General features: G+C 30.2%; 23 protein-coding genes. 2 read left to right on the forward strand and 21 right to left on the reverse strand.

Translation table 11 applies throughout. The features are described 5' to 3' along the window. The first annotated feature begins 131 nt into the window (after positions 1-131). Entirely contained in the window at positions 132-509 is a 378-nt protein-coding gene (locus RYO54_RS01470; RefSeq protein WP_315114813.1) for a hypothetical protein, read from the forward strand. A gap of 22 nt (positions 510-531) precedes the next feature. On the opposite strand, the gene RYO54_RS01475 is transcribed toward RYO54_RS01470, so the two are convergent. The 3 genes from RYO54_RS01475 to purB form a co-directional block, all read right to left on the reverse strand. Next, positions 532-1,524 carry a tyrosine recombinase XerC gene (locus tag RYO54_RS01475; protein ID WP_315115060.1) on the reverse strand — a complete coding sequence of 331 codons (993 nt, stop codon included), beginning with the start codon at positions 1,522-1,524 and terminating at the stop codon, positions 532-534. A gap of 634 nt (positions 1,525-2,158) precedes the next feature. Then, entirely contained in the window at positions 2,159-3,424 is a 1,266-nt protein-coding gene (locus RYO54_RS01480) for a Glu/Leu/Phe/Val dehydrogenase (RefSeq protein ID WP_315114815.1), read from the reverse strand. Positions 3,425-3,597: 173 nt separating this feature from the next. Further along, positions 3,598-5,031: an adenylosuccinate lyase gene (purB, locus tag RYO54_RS01485; RefSeq protein WP_315114817.1), complete on the reverse strand. Its 1,434-nt coding sequence runs from the start codon at positions 5,029-5,031 to the stop codon at positions 3,598-3,600. Between the two features lie 170 nt (positions 5,032-5,201). Here purB and RYO54_RS01490 point away from each other — a divergent pair, with 170 nt between their 5' ends. Continuing rightward, positions 5,202-5,420: a DUF378 domain-containing protein gene (locus RYO54_RS01490; protein WP_315114819.1), complete on the forward strand. Its 219-nt coding sequence runs from the start codon at positions 5,202-5,204 to the stop codon at positions 5,418-5,420. 31 nt (positions 5,421-5,451) lie between these two features. On the opposite strand, the gene RYO54_RS01495 is transcribed toward RYO54_RS01490, so the two are convergent. The 18 genes from RYO54_RS01495 to RYO54_RS01580 form a co-directional block, all read right to left on the reverse strand. Continuing rightward, positions 5,452-5,709 carry an HPr family phosphocarrier protein gene (locus RYO54_RS01495; RefSeq protein WP_315114821.1) on the reverse strand — a complete coding sequence of 86 codons (258 nt, stop codon included), beginning with the start codon at positions 5,707-5,709 and terminating at the stop codon, positions 5,452-5,454. A gap of 77 nt (positions 5,710-5,786) precedes the next feature. Next, complete coding sequence (locus RYO54_RS01500; RefSeq protein ID WP_315114823.1) at positions 5,787-6,983, reverse strand: pyridoxal phosphate-dependent aminotransferase; 1,197 nt, start codon at positions 6,981-6,983, stop codon at positions 5,787-5,789. A gap of 167 nt (positions 6,984-7,150) precedes the next feature. Further along, the gene (locus RYO54_RS01505) at positions 7,151-7,507 is read right to left on the reverse strand and encodes an EamA family transporter (RefSeq protein ID WP_315114825.1); all 357 of its coding nucleotides are present in this window, start codon (positions 7,505-7,507) and stop codon (positions 7,151-7,153) included. After that, positions 7,504-8,781, reverse strand: a complete 1,278-nt coding sequence (locus tag RYO54_RS01510; RefSeq protein ID WP_315114826.1) for a glycosyltransferase family 39 protein — start codon at positions 8,779-8,781, stop codon at positions 7,504-7,506. Before RYO54_RS01510 ends, RYO54_RS01505 begins: the two co-directional genes overlap by 4 nt. A gap of 13 nt (positions 8,782-8,794) precedes the next feature. Next, positions 8,795-9,628 carry a decaprenyl-phosphate phosphoribosyltransferase gene (locus tag RYO54_RS01515; RefSeq protein WP_399548903.1) on the reverse strand — a complete coding sequence of 278 codons (834 nt, stop codon included), beginning with the start codon at positions 9,626-9,628 and terminating at the stop codon, positions 8,795-8,797. Positions 9,629-9,751: 123 nt separating this feature from the next. Continuing rightward, on the reverse strand, positions 9,752-10,012 hold the full coding sequence (locus tag RYO54_RS01520) for a stage V sporulation protein S (protein ID WP_027623485.1): 261 nt from the start codon (positions 10,010-10,012) through the stop codon (positions 9,752-9,754). A gap of 153 nt (positions 10,013-10,165) precedes the next feature. Beyond that, complete coding sequence (gene rny / locus RYO54_RS01525) at positions 10,166-11,695, reverse strand: ribonuclease Y (RefSeq protein WP_399548905.1); 1,530 nt, start codon at positions 11,693-11,695, stop codon at positions 10,166-10,168. A gap of 199 nt (positions 11,696-11,894) precedes the next feature. Then, entirely contained in the window at positions 11,895-12,950 is a 1,056-nt protein-coding gene (recA, locus tag RYO54_RS01530) for a recombinase RecA (protein WP_315114837.1), read from the reverse strand. Between the two features lie 165 nt (positions 12,951-13,115). Further along, the gene (gene pgsA / locus RYO54_RS01535; RefSeq protein ID WP_315114838.1) at positions 13,116-13,694 is read right to left on the reverse strand and encodes a CDP-diacylglycerol--glycerol-3-phosphate 3-phosphatidyltransferase; all 579 of its coding nucleotides are present in this window, start codon (positions 13,692-13,694) and stop codon (positions 13,116-13,118) included. Then, complete coding sequence (gene rimO / locus RYO54_RS01540) at positions 13,678-15,012, reverse strand: 30S ribosomal protein S12 methylthiotransferase RimO (protein WP_315114841.1); 1,335 nt, start codon at positions 15,010-15,012, stop codon at positions 13,678-13,680. Before rimO ends, pgsA begins: the two co-directional genes overlap by 17 nt. A 12-nt stretch (positions 15,013-15,024) precedes the next feature. Next, entirely contained in the window at positions 15,025-17,241 is a 2,217-nt protein-coding gene (locus RYO54_RS01545) for a DNA translocase FtsK 4TM domain-containing protein (RefSeq protein WP_315114843.1), read from the reverse strand. Between the two features lie 102 nt (positions 17,242-17,343). Further along, a complete protein-coding gene (locus RYO54_RS01550; protein ID WP_315114844.1) occupies positions 17,344-18,045 on the reverse strand; it encodes an ATP-dependent Clp protease proteolytic subunit in 702 nt (233 codons plus the stop codon). Positions 18,046-18,107: 62 nt separating this feature from the next. Continuing rightward, complete coding sequence (gene dapG, locus RYO54_RS01555; protein WP_315114845.1) at positions 18,108-19,313, reverse strand: aspartate kinase; 1,206 nt, start codon at positions 19,311-19,313, stop codon at positions 18,108-18,110. A gap of 15 nt (positions 19,314-19,328) precedes the next feature. Beyond that, positions 19,329-19,604, reverse strand: a complete 276-nt coding sequence (locus RYO54_RS01560; protein ID WP_315114846.1) for a YlmC/YmxH family sporulation protein — start codon at positions 19,602-19,604, stop codon at positions 19,329-19,331. A 62-nt stretch (positions 19,605-19,666) separates the two neighbouring features. Next, the gene (locus RYO54_RS01565) at positions 19,667-20,965 is read right to left on the reverse strand and encodes a pitrilysin family protein (protein WP_315114848.1); all 1,299 of its coding nucleotides are present in this window, start codon (positions 20,963-20,965) and stop codon (positions 19,667-19,669) included. Between the two features lie 67 nt (positions 20,966-21,032). Beyond that, positions 21,033-23,183, reverse strand: a complete 2,151-nt coding sequence (locus RYO54_RS01570; protein ID WP_315114850.1) for a polyribonucleotide nucleotidyltransferase — start codon at positions 23,181-23,183, stop codon at positions 21,033-21,035. Between the two features lie 119 nt (positions 23,184-23,302). Further along, positions 23,303-23,566 (reverse strand): 30S ribosomal protein S15, encoded by a 264-nt coding sequence (gene rpsO, locus RYO54_RS01575; RefSeq protein WP_315114852.1) that lies wholly within the window; start codon positions 23,564-23,566, stop codon positions 23,303-23,305. A gap of 101 nt (positions 23,567-23,667) precedes the next feature. Further along, positions 23,668-24,618 (reverse strand): bifunctional riboflavin kinase/FAD synthetase, encoded by a 951-nt coding sequence (locus RYO54_RS01580; RefSeq protein ID WP_315114854.1) that lies wholly within the window; start codon positions 24,616-24,618, stop codon positions 23,668-23,670.

Consider the following 24,618-nt stretch of genomic DNA (forward strand, 5'->3'; position numbering starts at 1 on the left):
TATCATAAATGAATTATATCATATATATTATTAAATATCAAACTTATGTTCTCATATGCTAGTTGAAATTAGCATTATCTTTTGATATAATTGCATAATGTAAAATATTATAAAAGAGGAGATTATTAAAAATGCCAAATAAATGCTGTATATTTAACAACGCTAACCAATGCGATGAGTGTGGAGAGTGTTATGCTTGCGATTTAGATAGTAATAAGAAATGCAATAGCTGCGGAAAGTGTTTAGATGAATCAAAGGATATGAGAAGTGTTAAAATCGACGAAATTATTGAAGAGGATCTTGAAGATGGATTAGAAGATGAATTTATTAATTCTGATTATAACTATGAAGCTAAGAGAATAGACGATGAACATATGGAAGATTTAGAAGAAATAGAATTTATTGATGACGTAGATGGGTTAAATGAAATTCTAGAGGATGAAATAAAAAGGGAAGAATATACTTATGAAGAGTTCCCAGGATTGATAAGAATAAAAAGAAAAAAATAAGAGGGGAAATCCTCTTATTTTTTTATTCTTTCGAATACTCTTCGCTTAGTGGATTGGATTTAACTGCTTCTCTTAATCTTTCGTTATCCACGTGTGTATATATTTGAGTGGTGGAAACATTTTCGTGACCTAATATTTGTTGCAAACTTCTAATATCAACATTTCCGTATTTGTACATTAAAGTAGCAGCTGTATGCCTAAGTTTATGAGGAGTGTAATTTTCATTCAGTAATCCGGCTTTTTCAACATACTTTTTTACTAACATTTCAACAGAACGCTTATTAATTCTCGTGTAGTTTTTACTTAGAAAGAGGGCGTCTTTATCTTTGATTTTATCAGCATCTTTATTTCGAACATTTAAGTAATCTTCGATGGCTTTTATACATGCGTTGTTTAGATAAATAGTTCTCTCTTTATCTCCCTTACCAACTACGGTTAAAGTATCACCTTTGATTTTAGGGATATCAATGCCGCATAATTCTGATAGTCTCAAGCCACAATTTAAAAATAGGGTGATGATACAATAATCTCTTTCTCTATATTTACCTGTAATTGCATTTAATAATTTCTTACTTTCATCCAATGTGAGATAGATTGGATTTCTTTTATTGATTTTAGGTGATTCCAAATCTAGTGCTGGATTTTCTTCAAGTATTTTTGCTTTCCCATTGAGATATTTGAAAAAAGATCTCAATGTAGCTACTTTTCTAGCTCTAGCATAACTACCATTATCTCTATAATTTTCTGCAAAGGATAAAAATGCATATAAATCTGGCAGTCTCACCTCTCTGATAAAATCATCATCAACATCGTTAATTTTGATTAAATCAAACTCGATGTCATCGGATACCGTACCTCTATATAATTTTAAAAATCTAAAGAACATTGTTAAGTCAATTTTATAACCATTTATAGTGTTGACAGATTTTCCTTTTATGGTACCTAAATAGTTTAAAAAATCATTAACTTGCCTTGGTAGAAATGGATCATAAATACTTTTTAACTTATATTTCATATAAACCTCCTTAAAAATACACGCAACTTCGCTAAATGTATATTTAGCGAATATAATATTCCACAAATAGGGGTGAAAATCCTTCTTTTTAGCAAGTTTATTATAATGTTTTTATATAAAAATATAAATTTCTACTTTTCATATATCTAGTAAAAATACATTCGAAGAATTTTAAAATTTATTTTGTTGCTAAAAATCGAAATATATGCTATAAATGATTTAATGTAGAATAATGGAGCATAATAATAAGATTCTATATAACAGGTCAAATCTCCTCCCCTATATCTAATTCTATATCAATTGAGAATAAGTATCAGATAGCAGGGTAATTTCCATTAACTGTATCTATATACATAATATATTAGTTAGTACAGAGTTGATGGAAGTAGATGTATTAATATACCAATTAATGTAATTAACAGCTGTTAATATTAAAGTGGATAAGTATTGATTTATTAAATTTACACATTATGGGAATAACTATGTGAATAATCTCCTTTATCTGCAAATTGTATAGTGAATTTAAAAATAAGGATACTGTTATCTAAGAAAATCTGATAACAAAAAACAAAAGGGATTTTGCTATGCAAAATCCCTTCAACTATTCTTCATTCTTAGATTTTGGTTTTAACTCTTAGAGCATTCCTTTATACTCCATGGCAACCGCTAATTTATTTATAGCGTGCATATAGGCAGCTTTTCTCATAGGTACGTTATGCTCTTCTTTTAATTTCCACACTTCATTGAAAGCTTTAACTAAAGTTTCTTCTTCTTTATTTTTAACATCTTCTTCTGACCAGTAGTATCCATATAGATTCTGTACCCATTCAAAATATGAAACTACAACTCCACCGCTATTGGCTAGAATATCAGGAGTTACTAATATGCCTTTTTTGAATAATTTATGATCAGCTTCAGGTGTTACTGGTCCATTTCCACCTTCGCAGATAACTTTAGCTTTTATTAAATCAACATTATCTAATGTGATTGAATTTTCTAGAGCTGCTGGAACTAATATATCTACATTTAAGCCCCAAAATTCATTTATATTTAATTCTTTAGTATGAGGTAAATTTATTAAGGTTCCATTTTCTTCGAAATATTTGAAGGCTTCCTCAATATTTATTCCTTCTTCATTATATATTGCATAAGCACCCTTTTCTCTGCTCCATTCAGCTATGCTAACTATTTTAGCGCCTAATCTTTCTATGTTTAAAGCTGAATAGCTTCCTACATTTCCGAAACCTTGTATAGCTACCTTTGTTCCTTTTATATCCATATTTAATTTCTTTAATGCTTCTCTAGCTGTTATGGCAACCCCTAATCCAGTCGCTTCTGTTCTTCCCTTTGATCCTCCAATTTCTAATGGTTTACCAGTAAAAGTACCACAAGCATTATATCCAACTAATTTGTTGTATTCATCTACCATCCAAGCCATTATCTGGCCGTTAGTATTAACATCAGGTGCTGGAATATCAACCTTTTCTCCTATCAATTTATAAATACCCTTAATATATCCTCTGCTTAGTCTCTCAAGTTCACCCTTTGATAGAGTTTTAGGGTCAACTATAATTCCTCCCTTTCCTCCACCATAAGGTATTCCTGTTATAGCGCATTTGAATGTCATCCAAGTTGATAATGCTTTAACTTCATCAAGATTTACTGCTGTATGAAATCTTATTCCCCCTTTTGTCGGACCTAGGGAATCATTATGCTGAGATCTGAAGCCTTTAAACATTTTTATAGAACCATCATCCATTTTTACAGGTATATTTACTTCTATAACTCTCATAGGCTCCCTAAGAAGTTCGTATACATTTTCGCTTAGTCCTAAACTTTTACAAGATTCCTTTATCACTGTTTGAACATTTTCAAAAGGATTTAAGTTTTCCTTTGCCATTTTCATCTACCTCCAGATTTTAAAAAAATGTTGTGTCTATTAGCATATACTAAATTTGTTTAATATAAATATTCGATATTATTATACAAAATTCCTTTTAAAAATACAAAAAAATATAAAAAATTATAGAAACATTATAAATTTATATAAAAGTCATAGAAAAATATAAAGATTTATACATTAATAGATGCTTTCATTCCGAGAATATCTTTATTTTCTTCTAATAATGGATTTACTACTTCGTTGATAAAATCTACTACTTGATTTGGTGCCCTACCTATAAACTTATTTCCATCAATTAAGCTTATGATCTCTTCTTCAGTTAAATTAAAACTATCATCTTCAATAATTCTCTTAATTAAATCATTATCTAATCCATCCACTTTTACTCTTTTTGCAGATTCCATAGAATGTTCTCTTATTTTTTCATGCAAATCTTGTCTGTCTCCACCCTTTTTTACCGCTTCCATCAATATGTTTTCAGTGGCCATAAAGGGTAGTTCCTTTTCAATATGTGATTTTATAACTTTACCATAAACCACTAAGTTGCTACAAACATTCAAGTATAGATTTAATACACCATCTAGAGCCAAAAAAGCTTCAGGTATTGCTATTCTTTTATTTGCAGAATCATCAAGGGTTCTTTCAAACCATTGAGTAGATGCTGTAATAGCAGGATTAAGAGAGTTTACTATTATATACCTTGATAAAGCACCAATTCTTTCGCATCTCATAGGATTTCTTTTATAAGCCATTGCAGAAGAACCAACTTGTTTTTCTTCAAAGGGTTCTTCTATCTCTTTCATGCTTTGTAAAAGTCTTATATCATTACTAAATTTATAGGAACTTTGAGCTATCTGAGATAGTATATCTAATATATATGAATCAACTTTTCTTGGGTAGGTTTGGCCTGTTACGTAAAAGGGTTTATCAAACCCTATTTTTTCTGTTACCATAAAATCTAATTTCTTAACTTTATCCTCATCTCCATCAAAAAGTTCCATAAAACTAGCCTGGGTTCCCGTAGTTCCCTTCACACCTCTAAATTTTAATGAGTTTATAATAAAGTTAAGATGCTCTACATCCATTATCAAATCTTGAATCCAAAGACTTGCTCTTTTACCTACAGTGGTGAGCTGTGCTGGTTGGAGATGAGTGAAACCTAATGTTGGTAGATCTTTATATTTTAAAGCAAATTTAGAAAGTTCAAAGATTATATTTATAATTTTTTTCTTTATTATAATTAAGGCTTCTTTCATTATTATTAAATCTGTATTATCTCCTACAAAGCAACTTGTAGCTCCTAGATGGATTATTCCTTTTGCCTTTGGACACTGTACCCCATATGCATAAACATGACTCATTACATCATGTCTTATTTCCTTTTCTTTTTCCTCTGCTATATCATAGTTTATATTATCCATATTAGCTTTTAGCTCTTCTAGTTGTTCATCAGTTATATTTAAACCTAACTCTTTTTCACATTCTGCAAGGATATACCATAATTTTCTCCAAGTTTTAAACTTCTTTTCTTCTGAAAATATGTAACTCATTTCTTTTGAGGCATATCTTTTGCTTAATGGACTATTATAGTATGACTCTTTCATAACAAAACCTCCTAGCGTACATAATACATAATTAAATCATATTCATTCTTATCCTATGATTTAATTATATTTTTTTTGAGATTAAAGTTCGCTTTAAATAGGGTTCTATATTTATTTAAGTACTAATATAATCTAATAGGAAGATTATTATATAATATGGGGAGGAAATTATGTACAAGTTTAATTTATTTGACAAAATAGCCTTGGTGCTAGTACTAATTGGTGCACTTAATTGGGGATTTTTAGGCCTATTTAATTTAAATTTAGTTAGTGCCATATTTGGAGAACCTGCTAACTTCTTATCAAGAATAATATATATACTTGTTGGAGTTTCAGGAGTGTACTTATTATTATTGCTTTTTAAGATGAAAAAATACTCAAAATCATAACATAAATAAAAGGCTCATAAAGAGCCTTTTATTATTCCAATGATTCAATTAATCTAGATACTTCTTCTAATGCTAATACTTCATCATCTCCAGAAGCAGAAAGAGTTATTTTTCCGCCTTTTGTTACTGCTAATGATAAAACACCAATTAAACTTTTGATGTTAGCACTCTTACCATTAAACTCCATAAATATATCTGATTTAAAAGATGATGCTTTTTTAACTAATAATGTTGCTGGTCTCGCATGTAAACCAGTAGAACTATTTACTATTAACTCTCTACTAACCAACTTATATCACTCCTAATAACTTATGTTAATATTTACGACTTTATTATAATTTTATTATAGCATCATTTAAGTATATTTTAAACCTGTAGTTTATTTATAAACTCCTCTAATCTATCTAAACCAACTGTAATGTTATCCATTGAAGTTGCATAGGATATTCTTATATAATTATCTAAACCAAATGCCATACCTGGAATAGTAGCTACCTTACCTATGATTAATAATTTCTCACAAAAATCTAAAGAGCCATTTATTTTTTCTCCCTCAATATATTTTCCAATTAATTTTGATATGTCTATAAAGGCATAAAAGGCCCCTTTGGGTGGAATTAAGTCTAATCCATTGATTTGTCCGATTCTTGTTACCACGTAATCTCTTCTTTTTTTGAATTCCCCTATCATATTATACAGCGGAGTTTGATCCCCTTTTAAAGCTTCTAAAGAAGCATATTGAGCTATTGAGTTTGGGTTTGAAGTCATGTGACTTTGTATATTATTCATTATTTTTATTATTTTTTCATTACCAGCAGCGTATCCTATTCTCCAACCAGTCATTGCATAGGATTTAGACATACCATTTATAACTATTGTCCTATCAAAGGCATCTTGATTTAGACTGGCAATACTTATATGATTATCTTCGTCATATATGAGCTTCTCATATATTTCATCTGATATAATAATTAAATCATGCTCTTTTGAGAAATTAGCAAGTTCTATTAATTCATCTTTGGTATAGACGCTTCCAGTAGGATTATTAGGGCTATTTATAATAATAGCTTTTGTTTTATTGGTGATAACTTTTTTTAGATTATCTATAGTATACTTATAACCACTAGTTTTTTCACCTTCTACAAAAACAGGAATACCATCAGCTAGTTTAATTAATTCAGGATAGCTAACCCAATAAGGTGTTGGAACTAGAACCTCGTCATCGGGATTTAATATAGCGAGAAATAAATTAGCCAATGCTTGCTTAGCACCAGTGGATATTATAATTTGAGATTTACTATACATTAAACCATTTTCTATATTAAATTTTTCTATAATGGCTTCCTTTAATTCATCAATACCTGAAACAGGTGTATATTTAGTAAGGCCATTTTTCATAGCTTCTATTGCTGCATTCTGTATATTTTCTGGAGTATTGAAATCTGGTTCTCCTGCTCCGAATCCTATAATATCAATGCCATTGGCTTTCATTTCTTTAGCCCTTGCAGTAATTGCCAGTGTAATGGAAGAAGATATACCTTCTCCTTTTCTAGATAATATCATGATAGCACCTCCGTAAATAAATAAATATAATTAAATAATACATAAAATTTATAAAAAATGCAATTTTATTTTTGGGTATAATTCATTTTATTATATTTATCCTCTAAATATAATAAAAAACCCAGGAAAAATAGAAATTTTCATCCTGGGTTTATTGCATATTTTATTTAGCTTCTAGATACAAAAATTACTCCAACTATTATAAATAATATACCTATTACCCTTAGATAAGTTATATTTTCCTTAAATATAAAATATGAGAAAAATAGAACTATCACATATCCTAAGCTTACCATTGGATAGGCATAGCTTAATTCAACTTTACTTAATACTTTAATCCAAATAAGAAAGCTTACTCCGTAGGATATAATTCCCACCATTAAAGGAACATTTTTTAATATGTTTACAAAAGTGTACATAATTTTATCTAAAGAAAAATTTATATCTAATTTACTTGCTCCTAGTTTTACTAGCACTTGACCTAAAGAACTCAATAAAACTGATACAAGTATTTGCCATATCATAAATTAGAACCTCTTTTTAGTATATAAAATAATTTTTTGTAAAAATATATAGACAAATAGGTCATAGTAAAAATTAAAGGGAAGGAATATCTTGGTTGTCCTTCTGTAAGAAAATATACACAAGTTATCATGTAAAACAATACTAGTGAGTATAAAATAAACTTATCAATTAAATGAATATTTCTAGTGAAAATACAATATAGTACATATATACTATATATTAAAATAAATAAAATACCTGGATAAAATATTAATGCTTTGATAGCACTAGAAAAAATAAATATATAATATTTGGCGCTATCTGATAAAACACTATCGTATGTAGTATAATATGAATCGCCAGCACCGGCATAAGTAACTTTCAATCTAAGTAACCCTAAATTTATGAAATCTTTAGGATGGGATTTTATCCATTCTTTAGCAGCACTGTTCAACATTTTATTTTTTCTAGTCATATCTGAATTTATATATTCTTCCGTTTTAACTATAGAGTTTTCTACATCTTCTGCAGGCATCCATGAACCATGATTATTTTGTGAGTTATTATTTATATATAGTACTATCCCTCCATTATTTGAAACCCAAGTAAGTTCTCCAGTTAATTTGCTGTTTCTATAGATCCAAGGAGACAATAGTATAATTGAGGCTATAAATATTGTAATAGCTTTTTTAAATGAATCAATAAACTTACCTGTAGAAATTAAGTTTACTACAAATATTAAAAAGGCATATAATATGTAAAATGGTTTTACCATAGTGTTTAAGGCTGTAAATATACCTAAAATTAAGTATTTGCCTTTAAAGTCTAATAGATATATATAAGTACACCATAAAATTAAATTAGTAAATAATATTTCGGTTCCAACCAATATGTTATAGTAAATATTTAAAGGAAAAAATACAAAGATAGTGAATATGATTTTTTTAGTTTTTTCTTCTATAGATAATCTTCCTAGAATTTTGTATACTAGAAAATAATTTATACAGGTTAATATTAAATTAAATATTTGTGCATTTCTTACACTTGCCCCAAATAATTTAAATATTCCTCCTAAGATTATAGGATACCCAACGGAAGTATAAGTATCTCCCCAAGGCTTACCTTGAGAAATTTCAATAGCTAAATTGTAATAATATTCAAAGTCGGAAAATGGAGTTGCTTTAATAAAAACACACCATAAACCACTTAATAAAATTCCTATAAATGATATTTTTAAAAAATATAATTTATCCTCCTTAGTGTTAGTACTGGTATAATATAAATTTTCTAACATTCATAATCCTCCATTATAGTTTAAAATAAATTATTATTAATACACTTATAATCCAAAGTAAAATGTTTATTAAGAAAGGAATATCCTTTGTAAAAATATCCTCAGGTTTACCACCTAAATTTTTAGTAATCATTAAATATTGATATCTAAATATACCATAAAGGACAAATGGAATCGTAAGCATCATACTTTGGCGCTGTACTGAACTAAAAGTGTATAGGCAATAAGCAATTAGTGTTGAAGGTGTCACTATAGTAAGCATATTATCTATTAGCTCTACAGAGTATTCTTCAAGGATCTTTCTATGGCTGCCACTATCATCTTTCAATGTAAGTATTTCGCTCTTTCTTTTATTTAAAGCTAGAAATAATGACAGTAAGATAGTACATAATAAGAGCCAAGGGGATATAGGTATTTGGGTTGAAACACTACCAGCTTCAACTCTAAGCACGAATCCTAGGGTAATGGACATAACATCTATTATTACCACGTTTTTAAGCTTAAATGAATAGAAAATATTCAATAATAAATAACCTATTAAAATGCTTAGTAAGCTTAAATTATTATAAGATAATAATATTACAAGTACTAATAAAATTATAGCTAATATAATAGCATTCACTTTTGATATTTTACCACTAGCTAAAGGTCTGTATTTCTTCTGAGGATGCAATCTATCTTTTTCAATATCTACTAAATCATTAATTATATAAACAGTGGAAGATATTAAACAAAATAATATAAAGGTTTTAAGAGTAATTAAGAGCAAATCTATTTTAATAAAGCTACCAGAAAAAATTAAAGCTGCGAAGACAAAACTATTTTTTATCCATTGTTTAGGTCGCATTAAGGTTATTAAAGATTTTAAGTTCAAGTCTATTCCTCCTTTGTAAATGGTCACAACTACTAATTTACCATATATTCTAGGAAAATAAAAGGACTTGATTACTCAAGTCCTGAAAAAACATATTTATCTAGGTTGTACAATTAATTTTATAGCTGTTCTTTCTTCCCCATCAATTTCTATATCAGTAAATGCTGGTATACATACTAAATCAATACCACTTGGTGCTACAAATCCTCTTGCTATTGCTACGGATTTAATAGCTTGATTTAAGGCTCCAGCGCCAATAGCTTGAATTTCAGCGCCACCCTTTTCTCTTAAAACTCCTGCTAATGCACCTGCCACCTTGTTTGGACTTGATTTTGCTGAAACTTTTAATACTTCCATAATAAACCTCCTACTATACTTTAATTTTTAACTTTAATTATTATTGGTATTATTTATAATATTCTACACAATATGAAAAAATCCTTTTATTTTTGTAAAATTTCTAATTTTTACAAAATAAAAGGATTTACTTTACAAATTATTATCATTTAATTACTTTGCATATTCAATAGCACGAGTCTCTCTTATAACATTTATTTTAATTTGGCCAGGATATTCTAGTTCGCTTTCAATTCTCTTCACTATATTTCTTGCCATTTCGATTGACTCAGTATCATCAATTTCTTCTGGTTTAACTATTATTCTTATTTCTCTACCCGCTTGAATGGCATATGACTTTTCTACGCCTTCATATGAATTTGCAATTTCCTCTAGTTTCTCTAATCTCTTAATGTATGCTTCTAAGGTTTCCCTTCTCGCACCTGGTCTTGCAGCTGATATAGCGTCTGCTGCTTGAACTAGTATGCCTTCTAGAGATTGGAATTCTACATCACCATGGTGTGCAGCTATTGCATTCACTACGATTGCAGATTCATGATATTTTTTAGCCACTTCTGCACCTATTAGAGCGTGAGGACCTTCTATTTCATGATCTACAGCCTTTCCTATGTCGTGAAGTAAACCTGCCCTTTTAGCTAGTGTTGGGTCAATTCCTAATTCGGATGCCATCAATCCAGCTAAATAAGCAACTTCAATAGAGTGCTTTAATATATTTTGACCATAACTTGTTCTGTATTTTAATCTACCTAACAATCTTATTAATTCACTATGAAGTCCATGTACACCTGTTTCAAAGGTTGCCTGTTCCCCTTCTTCCCTAATGTCATTGTCAACTTCCTTCTTAGCCTTTTCAACCATCTCTTCTATTCTTGCTGGGTGAATACGGCCATCCATAATCAATTTTTCTAAAGCAATTCTAGCTACTTCGCGTCGAATAGGATCAAATCCTGAAAGTATAACTGCCTCCGGTGTATCGTCAATAATTAAATCAACGCCGGTTAGAGTTTCTAGGGTTCTGATATTTCTACCTTCCCTACCTATTATACGCCCTTTCATTTCATCATTTGGAAGACTTACTACATGAACAGTGGTTTCAGCCACATGGTCAGCAGCACATCTTTGAATAGCGTATGTAATTATTTCTCTTGCCTTTTTATCAGCTTCTTCTTTAGCTTTCGCCTCAACTTCTTTTATAATCATAGCAGATTCATGTTTAATTTCTTTACTTACTTCTTCTAAAAGTATTTCTTTAGCTTGAGCAGAAGTTAGACCTGATAATCTTTCTAATTCTTCTCTTTGTTTAGTATACAAATCTTGTATATTGGATTCTAATTCACTAAGTTCTTGCTGCTTTTTATTTAAGCTGTCATCTTTCTTTTCAATCATGTCAGTTTTTTTATCGAGCAGCTCTTCCCTTTGAATTAATCTTCTTTCTAATCTTTGTATTTCATTTCTTCTATCTCTGGATTCTCTTTCTAAATCATTTCTCAATCTATGAGATTCTTCTTTAGCTTCTAAAATAGCTTCTTTCTTTTTAGATTCGGCAGATTTTTCTGCATCTTCTAATAATTTTTTAGCTTCTTCTTCAGCCTTAGATATTTTTGCGGCTGATACGTTTTTTCTTATATAATAATCAACATATACAGCAATAAAAGCAATAACAGCTATTATTATAATAAAAATATATTGTGAATCTTTCACATGAACACCTCCTTTGCTTTACTTGTTACATTATCTATTGTCCCTAAATACAAAAGCATAGAAAGGTGTCATATTATTCAAATGGATGTTTTCGCTAAACCAGATTTTGTCTTTATTTTATATTAATTTTAACATTATGTCAAGTTTAATATGCTTGCTATAACATGATTAGGTTGATATTTTATTTATCTTTTTCAACTTTATTTTTAGGCGTTTCTTTATCAGAAGCAACCTCTTCTGTTTTAGTAAGAGGTAATTCATATTTTTGTCTTATGGAGTTTTCAATCTCAAATAAAATTTGAGGATTCTCTTTTAAATATTGCTTTGCATTTTCTCTTCCTTGGCCTAGTCTTATATCTTTATAGGAGAACCAAGCACCACTTTTTTGTACAAATTCTTCCTTAACTCCTAAATCTAAAACATCTCCAGTTTTTGAAATTCCTTCGTTGTACATTATATCAAATTCTGCTTGCTTGAAAGGAGGGGCTACTTTATTTTTAGTAATCTTAACCCTTGTTCTATTACCCAATATATCTTCTCCTTGCTTTATTGAATCTATCCTTCTTACATCCAATCTAACACTAGAATAGAATTTTAAAGCTCTGCCACCAGGGGTTGTTTCAGGATTTCCAAACATTACACCAACTTTTTCCCTTAATTGATTAATAAATATAGCAACACATTTTGATTTATTTATGGACCCTGCAAGTTTTCTCAATGCTTGTGACATTAATCTTGCCTGCAAACCTATATGTGAATCTCCCATTTCACCTTCTATTTCTGCTTTAGGAACTAAAGCTGCAACAGAGTCTACAACAATTACATCAACTGCATTTGATCTAACTAAGGCCTCTGCGATTTCTAAAGCCTGTTCTCCAGTATCAGGTTGGGAAACTATTAAGTTGTCGATATCCACTCCTAGTCTTTTGGCATATGAAGGATCTAAGGCATGTTCAGCATCTACAAAAGCAGCAGCTCCACCAGCCTTTTGAGCTTCAGCTAATATATGCAATGCTACAGTAGTTTTACCAGAGGATTCAGGTCCATAGATTTCAATAATTCTACCTCTTGGTACTCCACCTATACCTAGAGCAATATCCATTCCTAAACATCCTGTTGATACAGCATCTAAATTTAATATGCTATGTTCTCCTAATTTCATTATAGAGCCTTTACCAAATTGTTTTTCAATCTGCCCCATGGCAGCTTCTATCGCTTTTAATTTTTCATTATTCATAATATCCCTTAAAGGGCTCACCATCCTTTCTCAATTCGAACGTTTGTTCTTAATTATTATTATACAATACATTCTAATAAGGGTCAACTTATAAATAAAGTTCCTATTACTAGGAACTTATTATTAGAATTATTACCAACTTTTAACTTTTTAAACCATAAAAGCCTATCTATCAGGATTTATAGCCTCCTTATTTTTTATGAAGTAATCTATCCCTGAAACTATAGTTATAACTATAGCTATCCCCATAGTTATTGTTACTAATATATCAAAATATTTAGTAGATATATTTAATATATTAATAGCGTCAAAGAAATCCTTGTTTAATGGAAGTAATGATATTATAATCGCTACAATTTGTGCTACTGTCTTAGCTTTTCCCCATGGGCTAGCCGCTATAACTATTCCCTCAGCTGCAGCCACCGCTCTTAATCCTGTTACTGCAAATTCTCTAGCTATAATGATCATAGCTACCCAAGTAGAAAGTACTTGAAATTCTACCAAAGAAATTAATGCAGCAGTAACTAGTAACTTATCTGCTAAAGGATCCATAAACTTTCCAAACCTAGTTACTTGATTTCTACTTCTTGCTATGTATCCATCCAACTTATCTGTTAGTGCAGCCAATATAAAAATAGTTGTAGCTATAGTTTTGCCATAGGGAATACCATTAACGGCAATGAAAATGAGAAATATAGGAATCAAAAATATTCTTATTATAGTAAGTTTATTTGCAAGATTCATGGCATACAACTCCTACCAAATCATATTCTAGGCTATCTATTATTTTTACATTTATAATTTCACCTATATTAAATATTTTATCACATTTAAAATAAATTGCACCATCTATTTGAGGAGTCATTTCATAATTTCTGCCAATATAAGATTCTCCATCAAAGCCATCTACTATAACAGTGAAAATATTTCCAATCTTGCTATTATTGGTATTCATAGAAATTTCTTTTTGAATAGCCATTATTTCATTACGTCTAGCTTCTTTAATTTCCTCAGAAATTTGACCCGCCATATGAGCTGCCGGAGTGTCTTCTTCCTGTGAGTATTTAAATACTCCTAAATTATTAAATTTAATATCCTTTACAAGTTCTATTAACTCTTCAAAATCTTCTTGAGTTTCTCCAGGGAATCCAACTATAAGTGATGTTCTTAAACATATATTAGGTACTTTATTTTTAAGGGAAGTAATAGTAGTAAGTATATCTTCTTTTCGTCCTCTTCTTCCCATAGATTTTAGTATATTATTACTTATGTGCTGAATAGGTATATCTAGGTATTTGCAAACTTTATCATTTTCAGCTATTGTTTTAATTAAATCCTCTTCTATTTCCTCAGGATAACAATATAAAACTCTAATCCATTTCAAATCATTTATTTTAGATAGCTCATTTATAAGGTCGCTTAACATTTTTTTACCATATAAGTCAATGCCATATCTTGTGGTGTCTTGTGCTACTAATATTATTTCTTTAGTTCCATTTTGCACTAAAATCTTTGCTTCATCTATTATAGCTTCCATTTTTCTGCTTCTGTACTTACCTCTTATCTTAGGTATAATGCAATAAGTACAATGATTACTACAACCTTCAGCTATTCTTAAATATGCATAATGGCCAGGAGTGGAAAGAGTTCTATCCCCTTCATTTATAACATCATCACTATAGTTGCAAGAGGTTTCCTTATCGCTTTTTTCTAAATAATTGCTTATATATTGGTCTAACTTATCATAATCATTAACACCAACCATAATATCAATCTCAGGAAGCAACTCTTGAAGTTCTTTTCCGTATCTTTGACTTAAACAGCCAGTTACTACTAAAGCTTTACAATTACCCTCTTTAAAATTAGACATTTCTAATATGGTGTCAATAGACTCTTGCTTTGATTCTTCTATAAACCCACAAGTATTAACTATAAGTATGTCTGCTTCTTTTGGGTTATTTGTAAGAGTATTGTTTTTTAATAACCTATTTATAAATATTTCTGAATCGATTCTGTTTTTATCGCATCCTAAACTAATTACACCAAACTTCAATTTTTTCATTCATGTTCCTCCTTATTCTACATCATCTTTAGTTATTAAAACTTGTCTTGGCTTACTACCATCTTTACCAGATATAACGCCTCTTTCTTCTAATTGTTCTATTATTCTAGCTGCTCTATTATATCCTATTCTTAGCTTTCTTTGCAATAAGGAAGTAGATGCTTGTTCCATTTCGAGAACAATTTTTATAGCTTCTTCTAAGAGTTCGTCTCTATCTTCTTCATTTATTTCTGTAGATGTATTAATTTGATCAATTATACTATCTTCATACTCAGCGGGTCCTTGCTCGTTTTTAATGCAATCAACAACTCTTGATACCTCTTCTTCAGAAATAAATGCTCCTTGAACTCTTATAGGTTTAGCTTCACCTGTAGGGTAGAAAAGCATGTCTCCTTTTCCTAATAACTTTTCTGCACCAGACATATCTAAAATTGTTCGTGAATCGATCTGGCTAGAAACAGCAAAGGATATTCTTGAAGGAATATTAGCTTTTATAACCCCAGTAATTACATCTACAGATGGCCTTTGAGTAGCGATTACAAGATGCATACCAGCCGCTCTAGCCATCTGTGCTAGCCTTCCTATGTAATCCTCAATATCGTTTGGACATACCATCATCAAATCCGCTAATTCATCAATTATTATTACTATAAGAGGCAATTTTTCAGTTATTTTACCTTTTTCATAGAGGTCATTATACCCTTCCAGATTTCTAACATGATTTTCAGCAAATATCTTATATCTTCTAGTCATCTCAGTTACAGCCCAATTTAAAGCTCCAGCAGCTTTTTTAGGGTCAGTAACTACTGGTATTAGAAGATGAGGAATACCATTATAAACATTTAGCTCAACTACTTTAGGGTCTACCATTAATAATTTTACATTCTCAGGAGAATACTTATATAATAAGCTTATTATCAATGTATTAATACATACACTCTTACCAGACCCGGTAGCTCCAGCAATCAATAAGTGAGGCATTTTAGCTAAATCCCATACTATACTATTGCCTCCAATGTCTTTACCTAAGGCAAAAGCTAAATTTTTATTAAAATTAGTATATTGTTCAGATTCAATAACTTCCCTTAAGAAAACAGGATTTAAATCTTTATTAGGTACCTCTATACCAACAGCTGACTTTCCAGGTATTGGTGCCTCTATCCTTACGCCTGAAGCCGCTAAGCCTAAAGAAATATCATCTGAAAGATTTACAATTTTACTTACTTTAATTCCTGGGCTTGGTTGAAGTTCAAATCTTGTAACAGATGGTCCTTTAGTAACTTGAATGACCTTAGCTTCTACACCAAAGCTAGAAAGAGTTTCTTCTAATTTAGTTGCATTATGTAATAGTTCTTTTTTATCTCCCTTATTCATTTTAATTGATATATTCTGATTTAATAAATTTAATGGAGGATAATTGTATTCTATAGGAGTGCTTACCTTACTGATTCCTTTTTCTAATTCTTCACTAATGTTGTTATTTTCTTCTTGGTTTGTTTCCTCTTCTTTATCTATTTTATCTATTGAAGAGTCTTCAATGTTACTGGATTTAATAAAATCTATTATTTTTATTCTATTATTTTTCTTTATATCTTCTTCTTTGCTGCTATCATATGCTAATAATTCTTTAGTTTCTATTTCTAATTCTAATTCGTCTTTAATAATTTCCTTATCTTTCTTTTTTACTTCTAGTAGTTTAGATTTTATTCTATCTACAATATAAGATAAAGTAACGTTACTAATTAGCACAAAAGAAATAGCATACAAGGATATAAAAATTATAAAAGAACCCATTCTCCCAAAAAGTTTATACAGCGGTAGGCTGATTAAGTATACAATAATCCCTCCATGAAGTATTGACTGAGAGTTATATATATTTGCAATTCCTTCAGTAACACTTAAGCTAGTATTGGTTAAACTCATATCTGCCATTTGTATACACATTAACGTGTTTATTATAAAAAGTACTATTCCATAAAACTTATTTGTGAATTTAATTTTTCTCTTATTAAGAATATAACAGGAGCCTATAAATATTATTATAAATGGGAAAATATAAGAGCCCAATCCAAACATTCCAATTAATAATTTCTTGGCGATTTTTCCTATATATCCTGAGTCTTTGGGGGAAAACACACTGACCAATGCAAGTATTCCTATGGTTATTAGTACGATTCCTTTTATATCATTGTCAAAGCTATCTTTTTTCTTTTTCTTTTTCCTCCCCAATGTATCCACCTCCTAAATTAATAGTTATTCTATAAACTATTTTAATTATCCTTTAATGGCTTGTCCATAGATATTAAATAAATAAACCATAGGTTGAGTTACCTATGGCTGCTTTGTACTCTTTTCCTTTATTAGTATGTCTAACTTATCTAAGGCATCCCTTAAACCGCCAACTTGATTTATGAGGCCACACTCTACCGCTTGTTCTCCTATGAGTATAGTTCCCATATCATTTAACAAATTATCAGTCATAACCATGATTTTCCTTAAATAATCTCGTTCAATTTTTGAAGTTCTTACAATAAAGTCTGTAATTCTCTCCTGCATTTTATCGAAATACTCAAAGGTCTGAGGTACTCCTATAATTAATCCATTCATTCTAATAGGATGAACTATCATTGTTGCAGAAGGAGAGATAAAAGAATAGTTTGCTGAAGTAGCTAAGGGCACACCTATAGAATGACCTCCACCAACCACTAAAGATACCGTTGGTTTACTCAAGGTATTGATCATTTCGGCAATAGCTAAACCAGCTTCTACATCTCCGCCTACAGTATTTAGGATTATTAATACTCCCTCAATTTCGTCATTCATTTCTATAGAAACTAATTGAGGAATTAAGTGTTCATATTTTGTACTCTTTGTTTGAGCTGGAAGAACCATATGTCCCTCGATTTGACCAATTATAGGTAATATATGAATCTTATCATCTTGTTTAGGTATATTAATTGTACCTAACTCTTTAATATTATTTAATTCCTTATTATCTCTTTGCTCATCTTGCTCTCTTTGTTCATCATTCATATTCTTCCCTCCTAGCACAATGTTATTTTGTGCATAAGAAAAAAGAATATACCTAATTTAAATTATTGATGACCTAAATTGAAACCTTTGTGAAGAGCATTTATAGCTTTTTCTGTATATTGACTTTCTACTAAACACCAAATAGTAGTATGAGAGTCGGCAGTTTGAAGTACTTTAATATTTTCTAAGCTTAAGCATTTTAAGATTTTTGCCATTACTCCAGGTATACCTCTCATTCTACTTCCAATAATAGCTATTTTACTACAATCCTTTATATAAGAATATTGTAAATTTAAATTCTTCATTATACCGTTGAATTTATCAAAGTCACTACCATCTATTGTAAATATATTATCCTCTGGGAAAACATTTATTAAATCTATACTTATTGAAGCTTTAGCTAATATATTTAGGAAGTCATGGTAATGAACGTTATTTTCATTATCCTTGAGAGTTACTTTTATTTGCACTCTGCTACTTATATGAGTTATTCCAGTTATTATATTATTTAAATTTAAATCACCAATGTTATTAATTATAGTACCTTGGCAATTGCTAAGTGTATTCTTAATTATCAGTGGGATATTACCCTTCATTGCTATTTCTATAGCCCTTGGGTGTATAACCTTTGCACCTTGGTCTGAAAATTGAAATACTTCATTGTAACTTATTTCTTTTATTAAAGAGGCATCAGATACGATTCGTGGATCTGCGGTCATTATTCCATCTACGTCTGTATATATCTCTACGCCTTCAGCCTTTAGAGCCACACCTAAAAGTGATGCTGTAACATCACTTCCACCTCTTCCTAAAGTAGTTATAAATCCTTTTTCGTTGACACCTTGAAAGCCAGCTATAATTGGCACTTTACCCTCTTCTAATGCTTGTAATATTTTACTTGGATCTAAGTTTATCATTGAAGCACTATTATAACTATCATCAGTTATTATACCAGCCTGTCCTCCTGTCATAGGAATGGCATCTACCCCTTTGTCCAGTAATTCATCTGCCATAACTACTGTGCTTATAATTTCACCACAGGCCATGAGTAAATCAATAGAGAGTTTATTTCTATCCTTTAGTCTATTACTTGTCAGTGAAAGTAAAGTATCTGTAGCATAAGGCTCTCCTTTTCTTCCCATAGCGGAAACAACCACTACTGGTAGAAATCCTTCTTCTTTGGCTTTTATTATTTTGTTTATTACCATTAATCTTCTTTCATGAGTAGAAACAGAGGTTCCACCGAATTTTTGAACAATGATTTTCATATTATCCCTCCCAATTTAAATTCGGGTTTTTTTAAGAGATCTTTCATCAACATCTATTATTATAGTCCTAGAGCCAATTTTTTTCACGTACTCCCATGGCACTTCAATAAAATCACTTTTGTTAAAAAAGCTTAACTTTGCATTGGGCTCTGATAAAATTAGTAGTTTTAGATTTCCCTCTTCATCAATAATAATATCGTTATTTCCTAAATAATCGTATTTTTCACCATCATTTATGTTTATTATCTCATATCTTTCCATGTCGCTGTATAATTTAATATCATCATCCATAATTAAAACCTCCTTAATATATTTCATAGAATAATATGAAATATATTAAGGGTTTATTACTATTATATTAAGGAAGACGGTTTATTGTTAAAAGGAAACATGTCTTTTTCAATAATATTTTCCATTATATCCAAGTCAACATTTTCTCCTACATAAGCTGAATTTAAAATTCCTTTTTTAAAAGTTGTTTCCATTACATCATGTATTTTTTCTTTATTTATATTATCAATTTTATTGAGTATAACTTTAGGCTCATTAATTCTATCTAAAAATAGAACAGATTTACCGTTATTAAACATTCTGCTACTAGTGCTTTCAAGTCCTAAAATATAACTTCCTTTTAACTGTTCTCTACCCTTTACAATTCTTTCATCAGAAATATCTCTCTTAGTAAACTTAAATAATTCTTCTTTTATAAGGCTTACAACCTCTACTGAATATTTGGGATTAAGTCCCGTGTAAATACTAACCACTCCAGTATTATTAAAAGCACTTATGTATGAGTATATAGAATAGCACCTACCCATTTCTTCACGTATCTTTTGAAACAATATAGAAGAAGCTCCTCCGCCTAAAAGATTATTTAAAAATAATAATGGATAAAGATCATCACTTCCTAAAGGCAAACCATTAAGTCCTAAACTAATGTGTAGCTGTTCAATCTTTTTTTCTTTAAATAAGTGACTATTTAGTATTTTAGGAGATGAACAAGTAGATAATTTTTTATCTTTGAAATTCCAATTACCGAAATAACACTCCACTAATTTTATAATGTCTTTTTCATCAAACTTTCCTGCTATTGATAATACACAATTTTTAGGTATATATCTAGATTCGATATAATCCATTATTATTTCTCTTGTAAAGGAATTTACAGTTTTTACGCTTCCTAAGATAGGAAATGCAATTGAATCTTCCCCCCACATAGCTTCACTATGTAAGTCTAGCAATACATCCTCTGGTGAGTCTTCATTCATATTTATTTCTTCAATTATTACACCTTTTTCTTTTTCTATTTCCTCTTCATCAAATTTACTATTAAAAAGCATATCTGAAAGTACATCTAATGCCAAATCCAAATGGGAATCTAGTATTTTTGCATAATAGCAAGTAGACTCCTTGGCGGTAAAGGCATTAATTTGTCCTCCTACATCTTCTATAGATTCAGCGATTTCTTTTGCACTTCTTTTTTCAGTTCCTTTAAATAGCATGTGTTCAATAAAGTGAGAAATTCCATTGTTTTGTTTATCCTCATTACGTGAACCATTCTTTACCCATAAACCAACACTTACTGAATTAACATAGTCAATTTTTTCTAATACTACTTTTAAGCCATTACTGATTTCAATAATATCGTACATTATATTCCTCCAGCATTGTTATATTATGTTAAAAAATAAAAAGGCGCAAAGCCCTTCTATTTTCTAACTATTGTTTTTTGCTGTCATCATCTTCTACGTCTTTTTCGTCTTTTTCGTGGTTTTCGTCGTTTTCTTCTTTTTTAATAGCATCTCTTCTAGATAAATTAACTCTGCCGTGTTCATCTATTTCCGTTACCTTAACTAAGATTTCATCACCAACAGATACCACATCTTCTACTTTATTAACTCTTGTAAAATCAAGTTTTGATATATGAACTAAACCTTCTTTACCAGGCAGTATTTCTACAAAAGCTCCAAAGTTAGTTGTTCTAGTAACTTTTCCTAGATATATTTCACCAACTTCTACTTCCTTTGTTAAATCATATATCATCTTAAGAGCTCTATCTGCTCCTACACTATCATCAGACATTACATATATTGTACCATCTTCTTTTATGTCAATTTTAACTCCAGTTTCAGCTATAATTTTATTTATAGTTTTACCGCCTGAACCTATAACATCTCTTATTTTTTCTGGATCAATTGTCATAGTATAGACTCTTGGAGCATAAGGTGACAATTCTTTTCTAGCTTCAGGTATACATTCTTTTATTTTTCCTAAAATGTGTAGACGAGCTTTTTTTGCTTCTTCTAATGTTACTTTTATACAATTATTTGATAAACCTTCAATCTTTGTATCTACTTGAATTGCAGTAATACCCTTTTCAGTACCTGCAACCTTAAAGTCCATATCACCAAAGAAATCTTCAATTCCTTGAATATCTGTTAATATTTCTTCTTCTGATAAATCTTCGCTAGTTACAAGTCCCATTGCTATTCCAGCAGCTGGTCTTTTTATAGGGACTCCTGCATCAAGAAGAGCTAATGTACTACCGCATACACTTGCTTGAGAAGTAGAGCCATTTGAACTCAATACTTCAGAAACTAATCTAATTGTATATGGGAATTCTTCTTCTGAAGGCATTAGCGGTTCTAAAGCTTTCTCTGCTAGAGCACCATGACCGATTTCTCTTCTTCCTGGCCCTCTTAGTGGTCTAACTTCACCAACACTATAGGAAGGGAAGTTATAGTGATGCATATATCTTTTAAATTCTTCATCACCTAATCCATCTAAAATTTGAGCATCTCCTAATGGACCAATTGTAGCTACAGTCATAACTTGAGTTAGTCCTCTTGTGAAAAGACCTGTACCATGAGTTCTTGGTAGAAGTGCTACTTCACAGTCAATATTTCTTATTTGATTGAATGCTCTTTCGTCTGGTCTTCTTTTCTCTCTTAAAATCATATTTCTAACTATTTCTTTTTGAAGAGTATATACTACTTCACCGATATCTTTAAGATTTTCAGCGTATTTTTCACTGAAATGTTCGTTTATAGCTTCCTTAACTTTATCGATAGTAGCATTTCTTTGATCTTTATCTGTTATGTACATAGCGTCTTTTATCATTGAGTAAGAAAATTCTCTTACTTCTTTTTCTAGGGTTTCATCTACCTTATAAAGTACAGGAGCAATCTTTTCTTTACCGAATTCAGCCATAGCCTTTTCTTGGAATGATACAATTTTTTGACATTCCTCAAAGGCAAACATTATAGCATCATACATTACTTCCTCGTCAATTTCATAAGAACCAGCTTCAATCATAGTTATCCTATCTTTTGTAGCACAAACAGTTAAATTTAAATCACTTTCTTCTCTCTCTTTAAGAGTTGGATTTAATATGAATTTTCCATCAATTAAGCCCACAGAAACAGTGGCTACTGGTTTATCATATGGGATACTTGAAAGGCATAATGCTAAAGAAGCTCCATTCATTGCCAATATATCTGGTTGATTATCCTGTTCTACAGATAAAACAGTACAAACTATCTGTACATCATTTCTGTAGCCATCTGGAAATAATGGTCTCAATGGTCTATCGATAGCTCTTGCATGAAGAATTGCCTTTTCAGAAGGTCTTCCTTCTCTTTTGATAAACCCTCCTGGTATTTTTCCTACGGAGTACAATCTTTCTTCGTACTCTACGCTAAGAGGAAAGAAATCTATCCCCTCTCTTGGTTGTTTTGATGCATTTGCATTTATTAATACTACTGTCTCGCCATAACTTACTAATATAGCACAATCTGAAAGTGCTCCAACTTTTCCAAATTCAACCTTTAGAGTTCTTCCAGCAACAGTAGTTTCAAGAATATGACTCATAGTTTACCTCCCTTCAAAGTATACACTATTATTATCCTGATATTTATATTATTTTATACAGTATAATGTAATAACTTGAATCAAAATAATAGAGCGGTCTAAGCCGCTCTAAATATTAACTATTTTCTTAATCCCAATTCTTTAATAATTGAACGATATCTTTCGATATCTTTCTTCATTAAGTAATTTAAAAGACCTCTTCTTTTACCAACCATCATTAAAAGACCTCTTCTTGAGTGGAAGTCTTTCTTATGAGTTTTTAAATGATCATTTAAATGATTAATTCTTTCTGTTAAAAGAGCTATCTGAACTTCTGGTGAGCCAGTATCTCCTTCGTGTCTAGCATGAGTTTTTAATAATTCTTCTTTTCTTGCCTTATCCATTTATATGCACCTCCAATTGTTATATCCCCTTAATCCACGAATGTAGCCGGCATACAACAAACATAGATTAAGGTTCACAAAAGTAATTATAACAAAGAACACTATAGTTGTAAATTACTTTTTATAATTAATTCTAAATTTTGCTTAATTACGTATTTTTTATCTTCACTTATTCTATGAGTTAATTCTTCCAATGAATTAAATTTTTTTTCATCTCTTATTCTATGGATAAAATGAATTCTTATATCTTTACCGTATATTTCTTTATTAAAATCGATAATGTGAGTTTCTATACTAAGCTTACCATCTTCCACTGTAGGATTATAACCCACATTAGTTATCCCTTTATAAAAATCGCCCTCATATTCTACTAAGGTAAAGTATACACCTCCCCTTGGTATAATATAACCCTTATCATAGCTTAAATTAACTGTTGGAAAACCTAGGACTCTCCCTAGTTGTTTTCCTTTGATTACAATACCTGATATAGAATATGGTCTTGTTAACATTACCTTAGCTTTTACCATGTCTCCGTTATCAGAGATAATATGTCGTATATGAGAGCTAGATACTATTTCTTTTTTATATTTAATTGGCCTTACAACATAAAGTTGAAATTTATATTTTTTACTTAATTCCTCTAAAAATTCAACGTCTCCTAGGTTTTTATATCCAAATCTATAATTAAAGCCTACTATAATGCCCTTAGCATTAAATTCACTTACAATGTTATATATAAATTCCTCAGGACACATTTTCATAAACTTTTCATCAAAGTTTACTAAATTTAAGTAGTCTAGTCCCATTTTGTCTAATACTTTTTTCTTTTGGTTTATATCCATCAAAAGTTTTGGAACTAAATCTTTATTTATGGTTGATAAAGGATGGTTTTTAAAAGTATATACCATACTTTTACCACCATTTTTCTTAGCTAATTCTATCGCTTTATTTATAAGCTTACTATGACCTAAATGTAAACCGTCAAAGCTACCTAGAGCTATATAAGTATTCCATTTAAACCTCTTAAGCATATTATCTTCTATAATATCCAT

The organism is uncultured Clostridium sp. (genome assembly GCF_963515715.1).
Taxonomy (GTDB): domain Bacteria; phylum Bacillota; class Clostridia; order Clostridiales; family Clostridiaceae; genus Clostridium_AW.